This is a genomic window from Streptomyces sp. NPDC048751 (genome assembly GCF_043198595.1).
Lineage (GTDB): Bacteria > Actinomycetota > Actinomycetes > Streptomycetales > Streptomycetaceae > Streptomyces.
In genome coordinates this window covers 421,478-439,144 of record NZ_JBICUX010000002.1, presented here as the reverse complement: position 1 = coordinate 439,144, position 17,667 = coordinate 421,478, and the positions used below count along the sequence as shown (strand labels likewise).

23 protein-coding genes are annotated in these 17,667 nt (G+C 69.5%); 17 read left to right on the top strand and 6 right to left on the bottom strand.

Translation table 11 applies throughout. The features are described 5' to 3' along the window. The first annotated feature begins 47 nt into the window (after window positions 1-47). The 7 genes from ACGFNV_RS08895 to ACGFNV_RS08865 all read left to right on the top strand — a co-directional run bounded on the left by ACGFNV_RS08895 (window position 48) and on the right by ACGFNV_RS08865 (window position 3,784). Window positions 48-806: a response regulator gene (locus ACGFNV_RS08895; protein WP_393620654.1), complete on the top strand. Its 759-nt coding sequence runs from the start codon at window positions 48-50 to the stop codon at window positions 804-806. A gap of 99 nt (window positions 807-905) precedes the next feature. After that, a complete protein-coding gene (locus ACGFNV_RS08890) occupies window positions 906-1,136 on the top strand; it encodes a hypothetical protein (RefSeq protein ID WP_393620653.1) in 231 nt (76 codons plus the stop codon). Next, window positions 1,136-1,741 carry a pilus assembly protein TadG-related protein gene (locus ACGFNV_RS08885; protein WP_393620651.1) on the top strand — a complete coding sequence of 202 codons (606 nt, stop codon included), beginning with the start codon at window positions 1,136-1,138 and terminating at the stop codon, window positions 1,739-1,741. The genes ACGFNV_RS08890 and ACGFNV_RS08885 overlap by 1 nt, the downstream gene beginning before the upstream one ends. 34 nt (window positions 1,742-1,775) lie before the next feature. Continuing rightward, window positions 1,776-2,363, top strand: a complete 588-nt coding sequence (locus ACGFNV_RS08880) for a hypothetical protein (protein WP_393620649.1) — start codon at window positions 1,776-1,778, stop codon at window positions 2,361-2,363. An 8-nt stretch (window positions 2,364-2,371) separates the two neighbouring features. Next, the gene (locus ACGFNV_RS08875; protein ID WP_393620647.1) at window positions 2,372-2,995 is read left to right on the top strand and encodes an OmpA family protein; all 624 of its coding nucleotides are present in this window, start codon (window positions 2,372-2,374) and stop codon (window positions 2,993-2,995) included. Window positions 2,996-3,113: 118 nt separating this feature from the next. Further along, entirely contained in the window at window positions 3,114-3,395 is a 282-nt protein-coding gene (locus tag ACGFNV_RS08870; RefSeq protein WP_393620646.1) for an Arc family DNA-binding protein, read from the top strand. Next, a complete protein-coding gene (locus ACGFNV_RS08865) occupies window positions 3,392-3,784 on the top strand; it encodes a hypothetical protein (protein WP_393620644.1) in 393 nt (130 codons plus the stop codon). The genes ACGFNV_RS08870 and ACGFNV_RS08865 overlap by 4 nt, the downstream gene beginning before the upstream one ends. Window positions 3,785-3,819: 35 nt before the next feature. Here ACGFNV_RS08865 and ACGFNV_RS08860 read toward each other — a convergent pair whose 3' ends face one another. After that, window positions 3,820-4,104, bottom strand: coding sequence for a GntR family transcriptional regulator (locus tag ACGFNV_RS08860; RefSeq protein WP_393620642.1), 285 nt, complete (start codon window positions 4,102-4,104; stop codon window positions 3,820-3,822). 145 nt (window positions 4,105-4,249) lie between these two features. Between ACGFNV_RS08860 and ACGFNV_RS08855 the strand changes: the two genes are divergently transcribed. Both ACGFNV_RS08855 and ACGFNV_RS08850 read left to right on the top strand, forming a co-directional pair. Next, window positions 4,250-4,612: a hypothetical protein gene (locus ACGFNV_RS08855; RefSeq protein WP_393620640.1), complete on the top strand. Its 363-nt coding sequence runs from the start codon at window positions 4,250-4,252 to the stop codon at window positions 4,610-4,612. Further along, the gene (locus ACGFNV_RS08850) at window positions 4,609-4,827 is read left to right on the top strand and encodes a hypothetical protein (protein ID WP_393620639.1); all 219 of its coding nucleotides are present in this window, start codon (window positions 4,609-4,611) and stop codon (window positions 4,825-4,827) included. The genes ACGFNV_RS08855 and ACGFNV_RS08850 overlap by 4 nt, the downstream gene beginning before the upstream one ends. A 252-nt stretch (window positions 4,828-5,079) precedes the next feature. Here ACGFNV_RS08850 and ACGFNV_RS08845 read toward each other — a convergent pair whose 3' ends face one another. Further along, window positions 5,080-5,457 carry a DUF192 domain-containing protein gene (locus ACGFNV_RS08845; RefSeq protein WP_393620638.1) on the bottom strand — a complete coding sequence of 126 codons (378 nt, stop codon included), beginning with the start codon at window positions 5,455-5,457 and terminating at the stop codon, window positions 5,080-5,082. A gap of 111 nt (window positions 5,458-5,568) precedes the next feature. On the opposite strand from ACGFNV_RS08845, the gene ACGFNV_RS08840 reads away from it, so the two are divergent. After that, the gene (locus ACGFNV_RS08840) at window positions 5,569-6,144 is read left to right on the top strand and encodes a dihydrofolate reductase family protein (protein WP_393620637.1); all 576 of its coding nucleotides are present in this window, start codon (window positions 5,569-5,571) and stop codon (window positions 6,142-6,144) included. 40 nt (window positions 6,145-6,184) lie between these two features. Then, on the top strand, window positions 6,185-7,057 hold the full coding sequence (locus tag ACGFNV_RS08835) for an LLM class flavin-dependent oxidoreductase (protein WP_393620636.1): 873 nt from the start codon (window positions 6,185-6,187) through the stop codon (window positions 7,055-7,057). Between the two features lie 55 nt (window positions 7,058-7,112). On the opposite strand, the gene ACGFNV_RS08830 is transcribed toward ACGFNV_RS08835, so the two are convergent. Beyond that, window positions 7,113-7,625, bottom strand: coding sequence for a DinB family protein (locus tag ACGFNV_RS08830; protein ID WP_393620634.1), 513 nt, complete (start codon window positions 7,623-7,625; stop codon window positions 7,113-7,115). 105 nt (window positions 7,626-7,730) lie between these two features. Then, a complete protein-coding gene (locus tag ACGFNV_RS08825; protein ID WP_393620632.1) occupies window positions 7,731-8,888 on the bottom strand; it encodes a winged helix DNA-binding domain-containing protein in 1,158 nt (385 codons plus the stop codon). 702 nt (window positions 8,889-9,590) lie between these two features. Between ACGFNV_RS08825 and ACGFNV_RS08820 the strand changes: the two genes are divergently transcribed. From ACGFNV_RS08820 to ACGFNV_RS08800, 5 genes are all read left to right on the top strand, one after another. Next, a complete protein-coding gene (locus ACGFNV_RS08820; RefSeq protein WP_393620631.1) occupies window positions 9,591-10,364 on the top strand; it encodes an isoprenyl transferase in 774 nt (257 codons plus the stop codon). A 312-nt stretch (window positions 10,365-10,676) separates the two neighbouring features. Further along, window positions 10,677-12,002, top strand: a complete 1,326-nt coding sequence (locus ACGFNV_RS08815; protein ID WP_133927332.1) for a PhoH family protein — start codon at window positions 10,677-10,679, stop codon at window positions 12,000-12,002. A 421-nt stretch (window positions 12,003-12,423) separates the two neighbouring features. After that, window positions 12,424-13,110 carry a transglycosylase SLT domain-containing protein gene (locus tag ACGFNV_RS08810; protein WP_393620629.1) on the top strand — a complete coding sequence of 229 codons (687 nt, stop codon included), beginning with the start codon at window positions 12,424-12,426 and terminating at the stop codon, window positions 13,108-13,110. A 60-nt stretch (window positions 13,111-13,170) separates the two neighbouring features. Next, window positions 13,171-13,902, top strand: a complete 732-nt coding sequence (locus ACGFNV_RS08805) for a transglycosylase SLT domain-containing protein (RefSeq protein ID WP_393620627.1) — start codon at window positions 13,171-13,173, stop codon at window positions 13,900-13,902. A gap of 154 nt (window positions 13,903-14,056) precedes the next feature. Next, a complete protein-coding gene (locus tag ACGFNV_RS08800; RefSeq protein WP_393620625.1) occupies window positions 14,057-15,421 on the top strand; it encodes an AI-2E family transporter in 1,365 nt (454 codons plus the stop codon). 24 nt (window positions 15,422-15,445) lie between these two features. Here the strand turns inward: ACGFNV_RS08800 and ACGFNV_RS08795 are convergent, their stop codons facing one another. Next, the gene (locus ACGFNV_RS08795) at window positions 15,446-15,979 is read right to left on the bottom strand and encodes an alkyl hydroperoxide reductase (RefSeq protein ID WP_393620624.1); all 534 of its coding nucleotides are present in this window, start codon (window positions 15,977-15,979) and stop codon (window positions 15,446-15,448) included. Window positions 15,980-15,985: 6 nt separating this feature from the next. Continuing rightward, entirely contained in the window at window positions 15,986-16,540 is a 555-nt protein-coding gene (locus tag ACGFNV_RS08790) for a peroxiredoxin (RefSeq protein WP_133927327.1), read from the bottom strand. A 135-nt stretch (window positions 16,541-16,675) separates the two neighbouring features. On the opposite strand from ACGFNV_RS08790, the gene ACGFNV_RS08785 reads away from it, so the two are divergent. After that, window positions 16,676-17,662 (top strand): LysR substrate-binding domain-containing protein, encoded by a 987-nt coding sequence (locus ACGFNV_RS08785; protein WP_393620622.1) that lies wholly within the window; start codon window positions 16,676-16,678, stop codon window positions 17,660-17,662. The last annotated feature ends 5 nt before the right edge of the window (window positions 17,663-17,667 follow it).

Here is a 17,667-nt window from a genome sequence, read left to right as displayed (position 1 = left end):
GACGGGTACGCCTGCCGGACACGGACGAGACGAGAGGAGGCCGCGCGATGCCACCCCCACCCCCGAGCCCCTTCGAGAACTCTCCGCCATCCGTCCCGCTGCGGGTGGTCGTCGCCGACGACAACCCCGTGGTCCGTGCGGGCCTGACGGCACTCCTCTCCGGCCGCGAGGACATCACGGTCGTGGCGGAGGCGGCTGACGGCCGCGAGGCGTACGAGGCCGCGCGTCTCCACACCCCCGACGTCATCCTCCTGGACGTCCGTATGCCCGGCGTCGACGGCATCGAGGCGCTTCCCCATCTGGTCCGTCTCGCCCCGGTCATGATGCTCACGTACAGCGGCGAATCGGAGATCGTCCAGGAGGCGTTGCGCAGGGGCGCGGGCGGCTATCTCGTCCACGGCGAGTTCACCGTCGACGAACTGGTCACCGCGGTACGGGACATCAGGCGCGGCCGGCCGCACTTCACACCGACCGCGGCGGCGGCGCTGCTGGCACACTTTCAGGGCGGTGCGAGTGCACACGATGACGATGTCTCTACTTCCGCTCTACCACCCACTTTCGCGAAAGAGCTTTCGCAACTGCAACCATCTGTGGGACAGTCTTCATCGGCACGGTCGGCGTTCCGACTCAGCGCGAGGGAGGCGGAGATCATGGACCTCATCGCATCCGGCATGACCAACCAGCAGATCGCCGCCACCTGCTTCATCAGCGAGAAGACCGTCAAGAACCACATCAACCGCATCTTCGCCAAACTCCACAGCACGAACCGCACGGAGGCGACGGCGAAGTGGCGGGGGGAGCGGTGATGGGCCCCGCCTGGGCCCGCAATTGGGTCCTGGGGCCCTGGGGCGATCGGGGATCTTCGGCTTACGGTCCCGGTAAGGCGACCCCCGGAAGGGAACACCATGAGCGACCTGATGCTGAAGACGGCCGTCGCGGCCAAGGTGCGCGTGAACGGTTGGAAGAACACGACGGTCGAGGCGGTTCGGCGGCGTGGCGGCGACAGGGGTCAGACCGCGGTCGAGTACTTGGGCATCATCGCGGTGGTCGTGGCAATCGTGTTGGCGATCACGGGTACGGACATCGGCAAGACGATCCTCGACAAGATCAAGACGAAGATCGCCGAAATCACCTGATGCCTAAGCCTGCGCGCAGGCGCGGTGACGCAGGGCAGGCCTTCCCCATCTACATCACGGTGGTGGCGGGCCTGCTCTTTCTTGCGTTCGCCTATCTCGCCGTTGGCCAGGGTGCGGTGAGCCGGAACGGTGCCCAGACGGCAGCGGATGCGGCGGCTCTTGCGGCGGCCCAGGACACCCGGGACCAACTCGCAGACCAGTGGCTGAGGGACATACGCGACCCGGACAAGTGGCAGGACGTTTTCGACGGCAAGTTGGATGTGGACCCAGATTCGTGCGTGCGCGCTGATGAGTTGGCGGCGCTGAACGATTCCCACCTGGACGAGCCGTGCCAGCCCGACGGGCTGCTTGCCTACAAGGTGCGCGTCATGACCAACAAGCCCGTCGGAGACTCCATCGTCCCCGGCACGGAAGGCATGTACGCGAAGGCGGAGGCCCGAGCCGTCATCGAGCCTCTCTGCGAGCCCCCGGACCTGACCCCCGGAAGCGACGTACTGCCTGAGCTCGCCTGTGAGGGCGGCAAGACGTGGACCCCGGACCCGGACGACAGCGCCAGTCTTCCGAAGCCCGAGGACCTCTTCGACGTCCACCTGGCCGACGACTGACAAGCGAACGACTCGTGGAGAAGGAAACAGAACGATGAGCATTCGGTTCACTGCGAAGGCCCGCAGGGGGGTGGTCGCGCTGACCGTCGCGGCCGGACTGGCCAGCGGTGTGGCCGGCTGCGGCGGGGGCGGAGACGGAGGCGATGACAAGAAGCCGGAGAAGTCGGCGTCCGCCTCCAAGGACGACGGATCCGGGCCGAGTCCTCAGGAAGGGCAGTCGGAGGAGCCTCTGGCCGAACTCCGGGGACCGGACGGCCTGAACCTCAAGATCATGTCAGCCACGAGGGACGCCGGCGGGTTCGTCACCATCAACGCCGACCTCAAGAACGACGGGAGCAAGACGAGCGTGCTCTCGTCCCAGCTCACCGGTAACGAGACCGAGATCATGAGAAACGGTCAGTCCTTCGGCGGGGCCACTCTCGTCGACTCCAAGGGCAAGAAGCGCTATTACGTGCTTCGGGACACTGATGGGCGGCCGCTTACCACCAGCGGGGTACAAACGGTGAAGGCGGGCGAGACGATCCCCATCTTCCTGCAGTTCCCGGCGCCACCGGCGAGCACGACACAGGTCAGCTTCCAGTTGCCGACTTTCCCCACGGCCAGCATCAACATCTCAGGGTGAGGCCGACCATGACCCTCACCCGCAAGACGAGGACCCCCCTGCTCGTCGCAGCCACTCTCGTCCTCGCCACGCAAGCCCCGTCGGCCCACGCCGACGACTCTCCCAGCGTCCCCCCAGGCACCGAACCCACTGCCGCCGCCCCCGTCCAGGTCGACCCCAACGACCCCGACCTCAAGCTCCCCGAAGGCGCCACCCTAGCCTCCGTCAAGGTGCTCGACATCAAGTCCGTCGTGGAGGACCAGAGCGGTGACGAGCGCCGTGAGGACACCAACGCGGACGTGAAGTTCGCGTTGCAGGCCGAGGTGCTGTTCAGCAAGGACAGCGCGAAGCTGAGCGCCGAGTCGAAGGCGAGGATCGTCGCGATCGCTGATGAGATCAAGACCCAGAACGCCACGAAGATCCGCGTCTTCGGCTTCACCGACAACCTCGGCTCCTCCGCCCACGGTGACGTCCTGTCCCGGCAACGCGCCAACGCCGTACAAGCCGTCCTGGACGACGAGCTGAACGACCCGAACGTCACCTTCGACGTGCGCGGCTACGGCGAGCAGTACCCGATCTCGTCCAACGCCACGGAGGAGGGACGGAAGAAGAACCGACGGGTGGAGGTCACGTTCCCGCGCGCGGCGAGCTGAGCGGTCTGCGCAGGACCAGCCGGCCTCGGCGGGCGAGGAGCTCGGCGATGGTAATGCCTTCTCCGGGCGGGACTCTCGACCTGCGGCGCCCGACGTATACGTTACGTATACTTGAGCCATGTCCGACGTCATGATCCGCGTGCCCGCCGAAGTCCGTGACCAGCTTGCCGCCGTGGCGGAGGCACGTGGGATCAGTGTCCGGTCCCTGATGCGGGAGATAGCCGCTCAGACGCTGACTCCAGAGCAGATCAAGGAGCGGGCCGCTCGCACCCGCGCGCTGCTCGCTGAGAGGTTCGGCCACTATGTGACGGACGAGGAGTCGGCAGAGATGCGGCGGAAGATGCGCGAGGCCACCGCGGCTCACCGGTCCGCACTCACGGACTTGCCGTCGTCGCGTTGAACCTGACCGAACACTATGTCCTCGACACGCCCACGCTCCTGGCGATGGGCGGCAACAAGCAGGTCTCGAGCCTGGTCCATGCAGCGGCGGCCAGCGACGACGTCCGTCTGTGGGCGCCCGTCCTGTGCCTCCTGGAGGCCGAGCGCGAACGCCCAGGCGTCGTCGCGCATGCGGGTGTGCTGCTGGACGTCCTCCGTCTGCTCGATGACGACTACGCCATGGCCGTGACGGTGGCTGAATTGTCCCGCGACAACGTCCCCTTCGGGGTCGCGGCAGCGGTACACGCGGCGCGACCGAACGCCATGCTGCCCGAAGGTGCACTGATGGCGACTGTCGCGCCGGATGCTTATAACAGGCTGGGAGTCGGGGTCATGGACCTGAATCGCTGACACGCTGTCCTACCCTTCATCGCCGCCCCCTCGCCCTAGCCCGGGGCGCCCGGAGCCTCTTCGGGCAGGGGGTCGGCGACGAAGGTTCCGCGGCCGTGAACGGTCTCGATGAGCTCCCGCTCACGGAGGACCTGGGCGGCCCGGCGGACGGTGAGGTAGGCGACGCCGTACTCCTGCGCGAGATCGCGCTCCGAGGGCAGGCGTGCACCGGGCTGGAGCTCTCCGGCTCGGATCCTCGCCTCGATGTGGTCTGCCACGGCGGCGTAGATGAGCTGGGACCCCTGCGGGTTGAAGTCGGGCACCTCACTGCGGTCACTCACAAGGGCAACGTAGGCCGGTGCTGAGCTACGCGAATCTTTAGAGAGCTATACATAGCTCTACATGGCTTAGTAGGGTCGGTGCACACGAAACCCCGGCGACCGCGCGAACGGTCCCGGGGCATGGCCACCAGCCTCTGAGGAGCTGATGACAGTGAGCATTATCCACGCGCTGTTGCGCTGGGTCCTGGACGTGTGCGCGCCCGGCACCGGCAGGCGGAGGGCGGGCACGCGCACCGCCGCCGTGCCGACCCTCGCGCACGAGACGGATGCACCCGGCCCTGCTGCCGTACGGCTGCCCGTCCACCGTTCCCCGTACGGGCTGCCCGTGCCGCTCGACGGCCGGGCGACGGCGCCGGTCCGCCCCTACGTGCTCGCGGCGGAGCGGTCTCACCGGGAACGGGAGCTGGAGCGGGCGCGGCAGACGCGGCGCCGTGTGGCTCTGGTCCTCGCGGCGGACTTCGGAGTCGACCTCGACCGGCATGTGGTCGGCGCGGAGAGGGCGGCGTGATGGGTACGGAAGGCAAGGCGCCCCGTCCGCCCGTGCGGATGTGTGTGCGCTGCCAGGTGACCACCGAGACTCCGGTCGTGGTCTGCGTGGTGCACCAGAACTCGGGGCCGGGTTTCGTCGTGTACGCGTGCCGGGCGTGCGCCGTGCACTTCCCGCCACAGCCGGATGCCCGCACCACCCTGCCGCAGTCCGGCCGAGCCGGGGACGAGCGGTGAGCGTGCGACCTGGCTCGGCGGCTGCCACGCGGGAGCTGTCACCGGAGTGCACGCTGGCCCGTCAGCCCGGGTACGAAGACGTGCACGGAACGTGTCGCAGGCTGAGGGACATTCCGCTGCCGTACGGCGGGGGCCTCATGCTGGTGCGCCGCTGCGGCTGTGCCTGCCACCGCCCGCCGAACGCCGGCGCTGCGTCAGAGCCGGGCATGTAGGCCCGGACGTCCGGTGTCGGGGGCGCGGGTTGAAAGCCCGTCAGTGGCTGCGAGCGACGGTGACTTCGACCCGTACCCCCACCCGCACCCCCCACCCCGCCATCACCCCCGCCTCCGCCTCCAGCACATGCCGCGCCCGCAGGCGGGGCAGGCCGAGGCGGCCGGGGCGCATGGTGCGGACGGCGAGGACGGTGAGGTCGCGGGAGAGGTAGGCGACGTCGATGGGGATGCGCATGCGGAAGGTGTGGACGCTGTTGGCGGGGGAGAGCAGCATCGCCCCGTCGACGGAGTCCCGGCCCAACAGCCCGCGGGTGCGCGCCCGGTACGAGGCCGCGATCTCCAGCGGGACCGACAAGCCTCCCTTGCCCGTGTCCGGGACCGTCAACGTCCCCCGCCCGTCCCGCCACCGCAGCCTCACGCCCAGCCCACCCCCGACCGTCGCCGTCGTCCGGCATCCGTACCGAACGTATCCCCACGGCAAGGCGTGGCAACAGCTCCGGCCGCGCCGGTCACCGCTACCTTGCACCGCATGCGGAACATCATCCTCATGGCGGGGATCTCCCTCGACGGCTTCATCGAAGGCCCCGACCGTGACATCAGCTGGCACCGCGTCGACGAAGAACTGCATCAGCACATGAACGACACCCTCCGACCACTCGGTGCCTTCCTCTCCGGCCGCGTCACGCACCAACTCATGGCCGACTACTGGCCCACGGCCGACCAGGACCCCGACGCCTCGCCCACCGTCGCCGAGTTCGCCGGGATCTGGCGGGACAAGCCGAAGATCGTGTACTCGCGGACGCTCCAGCACGCCGACTGGAACACCACGATCGTGCGGGACGTCGTCCCGGAGGAGGTCAGGGCGCTGAAGGAGCAGCCGGGCGGTGACATGACGGTCAGCGGCGCCGACCTCGCCGCCGCATTCCTGCGCCACGACCTGGTCGACGAGTTCCGGGTGTACGTCCACCCCGTCCTCATCGGCGAAGGCAAGCCCCTGTTTCCCCGCACGTCGACGCACACCTCGCTCCGGCTCGTCGAGAGCCGGACCTTCGGCAACGGTGTCGCACTCCTGCGGTACGAGCGAGCCGATTCCTCCAGCGACTAAAGGAGTTGTGGATCGTGTGCGCCGTGGATAGGAAGACACCATGACCGAACTCGGCGCTGTGTTCCGTCCCCAACTTCCCCCCGAGCGGCTGCGGGCCCTCGCCCGTCTCGCCGACGAGAGCGGACTCGAACAACTCTGGCTGTGGGAGGACTGCTTCCTGGAGGGCGGCATCTCCACGGCCGCGGCCGCGCTCGCCTGGACCGAGCGGCTGCACGTCGGTGTCGGCCTGCTGCCCGTGCCGCTGCGCAACGTCGCCGTCACCGCGATGGAGACCGCCGCCCTGCACCGGATGTTCCCCGGCCGCGCGACCCTCACCGTCGGCCACGGCGTCCAGGACTGGATGGGCCAGGTCGGCGCGCGGGCCGCGTCCCCGCTGACCCTGCTGCGCGAGCACCTGATCGCGCTGCGGGCCCTGCTGGGCGGGGAGCGGGTCACCACCGAGGGGCGGTACGTGAAGCTGGACGACGTCGCCCTCGACTGGCCGCCGGCCGGTCCCGTGCCCGTCCTCGCCGGTGCGAGCGGTCCGCGCACGCTGCGGCTGTCCGGTGAGGCGGCGGACGGCACCCTCCTCACCGCCGGCACCTCACCGGAGCGGCTGCGCACGGCGCGCGGACTCATCGAGGAGGGGCGCAAGGCGGCAGGGCGCACCGACCCGCACAAGGTCGTCGTCTATCTCCTCGCCGTGACCGGACCGGACGCGACGGCCCGCCTGGACGCCGAACTCGCCACCGAGGGCCTCACCGACGTCCCCGAAGCAGCTGTCGCCGGAGACGCGGGCGCCGTGGCGAAGGCCGTCCAGCGGCTCGCCGACGCCGGTGCGGACTCCGTCATCCTCCAGCCGACGGCGGACGAGCCCGACCCCGAGGCCTTCGTCCGGTTCGTCGCGGAAGAGGTACGGCCGCTGGTGCCCTGACGCCCGTGCAGGGCGCCGTCATGTCGACGTGCGGCGGGTGTGAGGTCGGGGCCGTTCAGTCCCGCCGGTGGTCCCCCGTGGCCCCGTCCAACAGCTCCCGCACCACGTCCATGTGCCCCGCGTGTCTCGACGTCTCCTCGATCAGGTCGACGAGGACCCAGCGCAGCGTGACGGAGTGGTCCCGCCACGACGGGCGGCCGACCGCGTCCAGGGGCAGCTCGGTGATGGTGCGGTCGGCGGCGGCGCGGGCGCGGCCGTAGAAGGCGACGATCTGTTCGGTCGTCTCGCCGTCGCCCGCGCTCATGTCCTCGCCCTTGTACGGGTCGAACCAGAACGGTTCGACCTCGCGGCCGAAGCTCTCCACGAACCAGCCGTACTCCACGGACGCCAGATGCTTCACCAGGCCGAGCAGGCTCGTACCGGACGGTGTCATCGGCCGACGGAGCTGTTCGTCGTCGAGCCCCTTCAGCTTCCACAGCACCGCGTCGCGCACCCGGTCGAGGCTGGCGTGCAGAGTTTCCTTCTCGCCACCCGCGTAGGGCATGCCTGAAAGCTCGCTCTCCGTCATGCCGCGAAAATTAGCAGCGGGCACTGACAACGGCCCGCGACGATCATCGCCACGCCCCCACGCCCCCACGCCCCCACGCCCCCACGCCCCCACGCCCCCACGCCCTCACGCATGCGCCCCCACCCGCACCTCCCCCACCACCAGCTCCGCCCGCGCCTCCAGCACCTCGCCCACCCGCGTGACCCGCTCGCCCAGCTCTCGCTCCTGGCGCGGTGTCAGGGGTCGTAGGGGCTCCACCGTGATGGTCGTACGACGGCCCTGGCGGCGCTGGTGCCAGACGCCGGTCACCACGCCGTCGACGAGGAGGACGGGGAAGTTGCCGGCCTGACCGCGGGCCAGCGCACGCTGGTGGGCGGCGCCGGGGAACAGCAGTTCGCGGGGCTGGGCGGCGATGACGTACGCGTCGAAGTAGGGGAGCAGCCGGACTCCTCCTACGGGCTCGTCGGGGAAGGCCGTGTCGCCGGTGGCCACCCAGGCCGGTGTGCCCTCGAACAGGACCTCCTCGATCTCGCCGGCCTCCGCGAGCCCGGTGAACAGCCGGGCGGCCCAGCCGACGGGCGCCGCGAGCCATTTGGCGAAGTGCCCCGGCGTCGCGGGGCCGTAGGCGTGCAGATGGCGGCGCACGAGCAGACGTAGTGCCTCCTGCTGGGGCACCGGGGTGAAGCGGGGCGGGCGGGTGTACGTCACGTTGCGGCCCCGGTTCGGGCCGAAGCACAGCGCGCCCGCCTGTCCGGCCCGGTGCATGACCTGGCGCCAGCGGGGCCACAGGTCCTGGAAAGCCGGCATCACCCGGTCGCCCGCCCAGGACCCGGCGCGGGCGACGACCTCCTCGCCCAACTCGTCCAGTGTCAGGCAGCGGCCCTCGAGCGCGTCACCGATCGCCGCCACCACCTGCGCGGCCTGCTCCTCGGTGAGCCGCACTTCGGGAGCCATGGGACTCCGCCCGGTCGGCACGGCGGGCAACGCGGCGCTCCACATCCCCAGTTCGCGGGAGGCCAGCAGATGCACGGTCCCGCGTGGCCCGTGCGTCTTCACCAGCGTGCCGTCGTCCGCCAGCGCCGCCCGTACGTCCGCCCGGGTCACCCCCTCCGCCCGCACGCCCACCGACACCTCGGCCGCCGACGCCACCTGCGCGTGCGCCCCCAGCATCGCGGCGACGACGTCGGCCACGGCCGTCGGCGTGCCGGTGCTCACAGGATTGGCCAGGAACTGTCGCTCGAAGCGCCGGGCGCTCGCCTCGGCCCACGTGATGCTCACCGTCATGGGGCGAAGCTAGGCCCCCACTAGGTCAGAACAGGTCCTACACGCGGTGTCCACATCGTTATCGCCCGTGGCTCGCTTCTGCGCCCCCTTCTCACGTAAGTTCAGACCAAGGTAATTCGCGCCAGCAAAGCTGCGCGGGCGGTACCGCGCAGAGGAGGGGGCTGCGCGGTGCTGCGGCCGTCAAGCGGCCGTTAACGCTCCGTTCCCCCGTCCGGGGGACGTCGGACGGATCCGGCGGTCGACACGCAAGGTTCGCCGAATCTGCGGAATCTCTCCACATCTCGCCGGAATGCCCCGAGAATCCGCTTTCTTTCGGCCATGAACAGCTCCCAAAACGGTCCGGAACCCCCCGATCCGCCCCCTTCACGCGTCGCGGCACGACTCCGGAGAGTAGTTGTGGCATGGCGATGTACGCAGCATCCCTCACGAAGGGTTATGGTGGAGTCCCCCCCTCGGGCCGGTCCGTCTCCCCCCCACGGACCGGCCCGTTTTTTGTCCCAGGGGCATTCCGGGAGCGGTTCGGGGAACACGCCGTGAAGGGGCCCGGGGCTGTGTCGATTTCGCGGCTCCTCCGCGGGCGCGAACAGCCACGGACAACCCGCATCCGCCTGCCGGCGGCGGCACCCCCCACCAACTCGCCGCCCACACCCCGGTACCCTTCGACCGCGGGGACCGCCACCGTACGGAGGGGCTGACAATCACGTGAACCTGCGCGACAAGCTGCGCGGCCTGCTGGTCAGGCTGTACGCACGCCGGGTGGAAGGCCACCTGGACCACGCTCAGGTGCCCAAGCACATCGGCGTCATCATGGACGGCAACCGCCGCTGGGCGAAGGCCGCGGGTTCGACCACCGTCCACGGCCACCGGGCCGGCGCCGAGAAGATCGAGGAGTTCCTCGGCTGGTGCAGCGAGACGGACGTCGAGGTCGTCACCCTGTGGCTGCTGTCGACGGACAACTTCGACCGCGCCAAGGAAGAGCTGGTCCCGCTCCTCGGCATCATCGAGGACGTCGTCCGCACCCTCGCCGCCGACGGCCGCTGGCGCGTCCACCACGTGGGCACGCCCGACCTGCTGCCCGCACAGATGCAGACGGCGTTGAAGGAGGCCGAGGAGGCCACCGCCCACCACGACGGGATACTGGTCAACGTCGCCATCGGCTACGGCGGCCGCCAGGAGATCGCCGACGCCGTCCGCTCGATGCTCCTCGACGCCCGTGAGAAGGGCGTCTCCATGGAGGAACTCGCCGACTCCGTCGACATCGACATGATCGGCCGCCACCTCTACACCGGCGACCAGCCCGACCCCGACCTGGTGATCCGCACCAGCGGCGAGCAGCGGCTGTCCGGTTTCATGCTCTGGCAGACGGCGCACTCCGAGTACTACTTCTGTGACGTGTTCTGGCCCGCCTTCCGCAAGGTCGACTTCCTGCGCGCGATGCGCGACTACGCGGCACGCCACCGCCGGTACGGCGGCTGACGGACCCCCGTTCGCCCGGATGGCGTACACCCCTTAACACGGAGTTCACCGGCTCGCCGTCATATGCCGTGGCATGGCGGCGCATTTTCGAGGGCATAAGGCAAGCAGGTCGACACCCGAACCACGGGTGTCGGATCTCAGCGGACGGCACGGGGCCGTCCGCCCGGGAGGCCCTTTGCACCAGCCCGATCGTGCGGTCACCGCACGGACGACAAGGCGGAGGGCCGGTTTTCGGCCCGTGCATCGGTGCCGTCGACCGGTCCAGCTCCACTCCGTCGCTCCCCGACCTCATCCGAGGGGGTACGTCCTTCCGTGGTGACCAGCGCAAAGCGCCACAAGTCAGACCGGCGCACCTACGTTCTCGACACCAGCGTCCTGCTGGCCGACCCGAACGCCCTGACCCGCTTCGAAGAGCACGAGGTCGTGCTCCCCATCGTCGTGGTGACGGAACTGGAGGCCAAGCGGCACCATCCCGAACTCGGCTACTTCGCCCGGCAGGCCCTGCGCCTGCTCGACGACTACCGGGTCAGGTACGGCCGTCTCGACGCCCCCATCCCGATCGGGGACCTCGGCGGCACGATCCGTGTCGAGCTCAACCACTCGGACCCCAGCGTGCTGCCCAGCGGCTACCGCCTGGGGGACAACGACTCCCGCATCCTGGCGGTCGCCCGCAATCTGCAGGCCGAGGGGTACGACGTCACCGTCGTGTCGAAGGACCTGCCGCTCAGGATCAAGGCGTCGTCCGTGGGCCTCCTCGCCGAGGAGTACCGCGCCGAACTCGCCATCACGGACTCCTCCGGCTGGACCGGAATGTCCGAACTGACCCTGCCCGGCGAGCAGGTGGACGTCCTCTTCGAGGAAGGCCATGTGTATGTGCCCGAGGTCTCCGACCTCCCCGTGCACACGGGTCTGACCATCCAGTCGGAGCGCGGCAAGGCGCTCGGCCGGGTCACACCCGAGGGCAACGTCCGTCTGGTGCGCGGTGACCGGGAGGCGTTCGGCATCAAGGGCAGGAGCGCGGAGCAGCGCATCGCGCTGGATCTGCTGCTCGACCCGGACGTCGGGATCGTGTCCATGGGTGGCCGGGCCGGCACCGGCAAGTCGGCGCTGGCGCTGTGCGCGGGTCTGGAGGCGGTCCTGGAGCGCCGCCAGCACCAGAAGGTGATGGTCTTCCGTCCGCTGTACGCGGTCGGCGGGCAGGAACTGGGCTATCTGCCCGGCAGTGAGGCCGAGAAGATGAGCCCCTGGGCTCAGGCGGTCTTCGACACGCTGTCGGCGGTCACCAGCCGCGAGGTCATCGAGGAGGTCACCGCACGCGGGATGCTGGAGGTCCTTCCGCTCACCCACATCCGCGGCCGCTCCCTCCATGACGCGTTCGTGATCGTGGACGAGGCGCAGTCGCTGGAGCGGAACGTCCTGTTGACCGTTCTGTCCCGGATCGGCGCCAATTCGCGGGTCGTTCTGACCCATGATGTGGCGCAAAGGGACAATCTGCGGGTCGGCCGCTATGACGGTGTCGTCGCCGTCGTCGAAAAGCTGAAGGGGCATCCGCTCTTCGCTCACGTCACCCTGACGCGGTCCGAGAGGTCCCAGATCGCCGCCCTTGTGACGGAAATGCTGGAGGATGGGCAGATCTGACCCCATCGGGTCAACACGGTGTAGCCGTCAGTCAGTTGGCGCCGCCCGGCAAAAGGCCAAGAGCCTAGCCGGGCGGCGCTGCTGTGTCCGGCGGATCCCAGGAATGCCCCGGGCCAAACAGGATGTGAGCTTTCACACGCAACTCGGAATTGCCACCCGGCGTCGGGTTACGGCAGAGTCTCACTCCTGTCAGGCCCCGCATACGGCACACCTGTACCCCCAGCGGTACGGCAGCACAGAAGTACCACCTTCAACTCCATACGTCCGCCGTATGCCGCCCGAGTCATCACGCGGCGCTCCCTCGCGGGAGTTGCCCACCGGGTCCGAGCCTCCCGTGACCCCGCAGTTGGGAGGCCAGCGCCAGGGGCACGATTGCGTCCGCCAGGGTCACCGAAGCGGGCGATGCTGGAAGGAAAACCGTGTGAGCCGGATCTCGGTCCGGGGATTCGCAGTGGCCTCGGCCACGGCGGTCACCGCTGTCGGAAGTGTCGTCGGCGTTGCCTCGGGCAGCACCGCAGCGCAGAACAACGACGCCGAAACGACGGCAAGCGACTCGACGCTCCTCGCTGACATACCTGCGGGCCAGCAGGCCCAGGTGCAGACCGCCTCCCTGACGCAGCAGGCCGACTTCCAGGCCATCGCGGCCGACGAGGGCGCCAAGAAGGATGCCGAGGAGGCGGCCCGCAAGGAGGCCGCCGAGACCGCCATCGCGAAGAAGGAGGCCGCCGAGAAGGCGGCCAAGGAGGCCAAGGAGCGCGCCGAGGCGAAGTCCGCGGCCAGCCGCGGCTCCTCGAGCTTCCCCATCCAGAGCTCGTACAGCATCGCGCAGATCCAGGCGATGGCACGGCAGATGGTCCCCAGCGGTCAGTTCCAGTGCTTCAGCAACATCGTGAACCACGAGTCCAGCTGGAACTACCACGCGGTCAACGCCGGCTCCGGTGCCTACGGCCTCTTCCAGGCCCTGCCCGCCGGCAAGTACGCCTCCGCGGGAGCCGACTGGCAGACCAACCCGGCCACCCAGATCAAGTGGGGCCTGAACTACATGAACGACCGGTACGGCAGCCCCTGCGACGCCTGGTCCTTCTGGCAGGCCAACAGCTGGTACTGAGCCCGTCCGGGCACCGATCGGTCATCTGTTCACCTGACGACGTAGCAGTTAGGAATCCGAGTGAGCCGAATATCGGCCCGGGGATTCGCCGTGGCCTCGGCCACGGCGGTCACCACTGTGGGCGCTGTCGTGGGAGTTGCCCAGGGCGGCGCCGCCCAGCCCGGCAACGACGCCGAGGCGACGGCGAGCGACTCGACGCTTCTCGCTGATTTACCTGTAGGCCAGCAGGCGGAGGTGCAGACCGCCTCCCTGACGCAGCAGGCCGACGTCCAGGCCATCGCCGCGGACACCACCGCCAAGAAGTCGGCGGAGGAGGCGGCCCGTAAGCAGGCCGCCAAGGACGCGGTGGCCAAGCAGAAGGCCGCGAAGGCAGCCGCCCAGGCAGCCGAGGAGCAGGCGAAGGCCGCCAAGGAGGCCAAGGAGCGCGCGGAGACCAAGGCCGCGACCGCCCGCGACTCGAACCGGGGGGACGTCGGCAGCTTCCCGCAGCAGTCGTCGTACAGCGTCGCCGAGGTCCAGGCCATCGCACGCCAGATCGTGCCCAGCGGTCAGTTCCAGTGCTTCAGCAACATCGTGAACCACGAGTCCACGTGGAACTACCAGGCCGTCAACCCCTCCTCCGGCGCCTACGGTCTGGTCCAGGCGCTGCCCGCCGGGAAGATGGCGTCCGCCGGTGCCGACTGGCGCACCAACCCGGCCACCCAGATCAAGTGGGGCCTGAACTACATGAACGAGCGGTACGGCAGCCCCTGCGACGCCTGGGGCTACTGGCAGGCCAACGGCAACTACTGAGCCGGGCCGCCACGCCTCTCAACCCCGCCGAGCCCCTCCCCGTCCTCAGGGGAGGGGCTTTCGCCCTGTACGGTCGCCTGTGCGGCCGTCCGTACGGTCGTGACCGACGACTCCAGGGGGAGTGGTGGGGAGAGACGGGGGAAGAGGACGGATCATGTCGCGAGTGCCAGGGTGGCTCGGCCGACTGGGCGCCGGTCTGACGGAGGTGGGGGAGCGGCTCGACGAGCGCCGCGCCGAGGTCGAGCGGGAGGAGACCGCCGAGCGGGATTCGGTACCGCCCCAGGCCGTCGTACCGCCCGCCGAGCAGCTCCCGCCGCCCGGTCCGCGCCCCGATCCCGCGCAGGCCGTGCCCTGGGGGGTCCGGGTCGCCGCCGAGGCGGGCTGGCGACTGCTGGTGCTCGCCGGGACCGTCTGGGTCCTGATGAAGGTCATCAGCGCCGTGCAGCTGGTCGTCCTGGCCTTCGTCGTCGCGCTGTTGCTCACCGCGCTGCTGGAACCCACCGTCGCCCGGCTCAAGCGCGTCGGTGTGCCCCAGGGGCCCGCGACCGCGATGACGGCGATCCTCGGGTTCGTCGTCATCGGCCTGATGGGCTGGTTCGTGACCTGGCAGGTCATGGAGAACATCGACAACCTCTCCGACCAGGTCCAGGACGGCATCGACGATCTGCGCCGCTGGCTGCTCAACAGCCCCTTCCACGTCACCGACAAGCAGATCAACGGCATCGCCAAGAACCTGCGCGAGGCGATCGGCGCCAACACCGACTCGATCACCTCGGCGGGGCTGGAGGGCGTCACGGTCGTGGTGGAGGCCCTGACCGGCATCCTCCTCTCCTTCTTCTCCACGCTCTTCCTGCTCTACGACGGCAAGCGCATCTGGGAGTGGACGCTCAAGCTGGTCCCCGCCGCGGCCCGGCCGGGCGTGGCGGGTGCGGGACCGCGGGCCTGGGCGACGCTCACGGCGTATGTGCGCGGCACGGTGCTGGTGGCGTTGATCGACGCCATCTTCATCGGCCTCGGCATCTACTTCCTCAACGTGCCCATGGCCGTCCCGCTCGCCGTCTTCATCTTCCTGTTCTCCTTCATCCCGCTGGTCGGCGCGGTGGCCTCGGGCGCGCTGGCCGTCGTCGTCGCGCTGGTCACCCAGGGCGTCTTCACCGCGGTGATGACCCTGCTGGTGGTGCTGGCGGTGCAGCAGATCGAGGGCCACATCCTCCAGCCGTTCATCCTCGGCCGCGCGGTGCGGGTCCACCCGCTCGCGGTGGTTCTCTCGGTCGCGGCGGGGGGCATGGTGGCCGGGATCGGCGGTGCGATCGTCGCCGTACCCCTGGTGGCCGTGAGCAACACGGTCGTGAGCTACCTGCACGCCTACTCCCGGGAGCCGGCGCTACGACAGACACCGCAGCCGCGGGGGGCCACCGCGGCGGAGGTGGCACCGGTGACGGCGCCGACGGGCGGTACCGGGGGCGCCCCTGAGGAAGAGGACGCCGACAACACGGAAGGCCCCGCCCACCAGGGGTGAGCGGGGCCCGGAGCCGTACCGGCGTTACTCGGCGAGGACCGCTTCCGCGTCCAGCGTCACACCGACCGCCTGGATCACCGAGGCGATCTTGAACGCCTCCTGGACGACCTCGCGGTCGATGCCCGCCTTGCGCAGCACCTGCTCGTGCGAGTCGAGGCACATGCCGCAGCCGTTGATGGCGGACACGGCGAACGACCACAGCTCGAAGTCGACCTTGTCGACGCCCGGGTTGCCGATGACGTTCATCCGCAGGCCGGCGCGCAGGTTGCCGTACTCGTGGTCCGACAGCAGGTGACGGGTGCGGTAGAAGACGTTGTTCATCGCCATGACGGCGGCCGCGGACTTCGCCGCGGTGTACGCCTCCGGCGTGAGGTTCGCCTTCGCCTCCGGCTCCAGCTCGCGCAGCACGATCGGCGAGCGCGACGCGATGGCGGTCGCCAGGACCGTGCCCCACAGCTGCTGTGCCGGCAGGTCCGAATTGCCGATGACCGAGCCCAGGTTGAGCTTCAGGTCCTTGGCGTAGTCCGGTATCGCGGACTTCAGGGCATCCAGCGACATGTCAGATCACTCCCCGGCCAGGAGCTTGACGGGGTCGAGGGTGTCCTCGCCCTTGCTCCAGTTGCACGGGCACAGCTCGTCGGTCTGCAGGGCGTCCAGGACCCGCAGGACCTCCTTGGGGTTACGGCCGACGGAGCCGGCGGTCACCATGGAGAACTGGATCTCGTTGTTCTGGTCGACGATGAAGACGGCGCGCTTGGCGAAGCCGTCCTCGTCCTCGATGCCCAGGTCGCGCATCAGCTCGTGCTTGGAGTCCGCCATCATCGGGAACGGCAGGTCACGCAGGTCGTCGTGGTCCTTGCGCCAGGCGTGGTGGACGAACTCGGAGTCACCGGAGAAGCCGAGGACCTGGGCGTCGCGGTCGGCGAACTCCTCGTTCAGCTTGCCGAAGGCGGCGATCTCGGTCGGGCACACGAAGGTGAAGTCCTTGGGCCAGGCGAAGATCACCTTCCACTTGCCTTCGTAGGTCTTGTGGTCGATCTTCTCGAACTCCGCGCCCTTCTCCAGCGAGACGCAGGCGGTCAGTTCGAACTCGGGGAACTTGTCACCGACAGTGAGCACACGCTCTCCTTGCAGCGAAGGAAACGCCCCTAAATGCGGGCGTTTCCCATGGGTTGGACGTTGTCGATGTTGGCACAGGGTGCATTGATTAGTGAAATAGCTACACTCGGTCGGGTTGATCGGAGGGAGCTATCAGTGAGTGTCGGCCCTGTGGGGAAGAGCGCGGTGGGCAAGAACGCCGTGGGCAAGAGGCGTCAGCCCAGTCTCGCGCAGTTGCGGGCCTTCGCCGCCGTCGCCGAGCACCTGCACTTCCGGGACGCGGCGGCCGCGATCGGCATGAGCCAGCCCGCCCTCTCGGGTGCCGTCTCCGCGCTGGAGGAAGCGCTCGGGGTGACCCTGCTCGAGCGTACGACGCGCAAGGTGCTGCTCTCCCCGGCGGGGGAGCGGCTCGCGGTTCGGGCCAAGGCCGTGCTGGCCGAGGTCGGTGCCCTCATGGAGGAGGCCGAGGCGGTGCGGGCGCCCTTCACCGGGGCCTTGCGGCTCGGCGTCATCCCCACCGTGGCGCCCTACCTCCTGCCCACCGTCCTGCGCCTGGTGCACGACCGCTATCCGCAGCTCGACCTCCAGGTGCACGAGGAGCAGACCGCCAGCCTGATCGACGGCCTGCACACCGGGCGGCTGGACCTGCTGCTGCTCGCCGTGCCGCTCGGTGTGCCGGGAGTCCTCGAACTTCCCCTGTTCGACGAGGACTTCGTGCTCGTCACGCCCCTCGACCATTGGCTCGGCGGCAGGGAGGGCATCCCGCGCGAGGCGCTCAAGGAGCTCAACCTGCTCCTCCTCGACGAGGGGCACTGCCTGCGCGACCAGGCCCTCGACATCTGCCGGGAGGCGGGCCGCGAGGACGCCCCGGTGACCACCACCGCCGCCGGCCTGTCCACCCTGGTCCAGCTCGTCGCCGGCGGCCTCGGGTGCACACTCCTGCCGCGCACCGCCCTCAAGCTGGAGACGACCCGCGGCAGCCGGCTCCTCACCGGCTACTTCGCCGACCCCGCCCCGACCCGCCGCATCGCCCTCGCCATGCGCACGGGGGCCGCCCGTGGTGCCGAGTACGGCGAACTCGCGGCCGCCCTGCGCGAGGCGCTGCGGCCGTTGCCGGTGCGGGTGGTGGACGGGGACGACTGATCCCC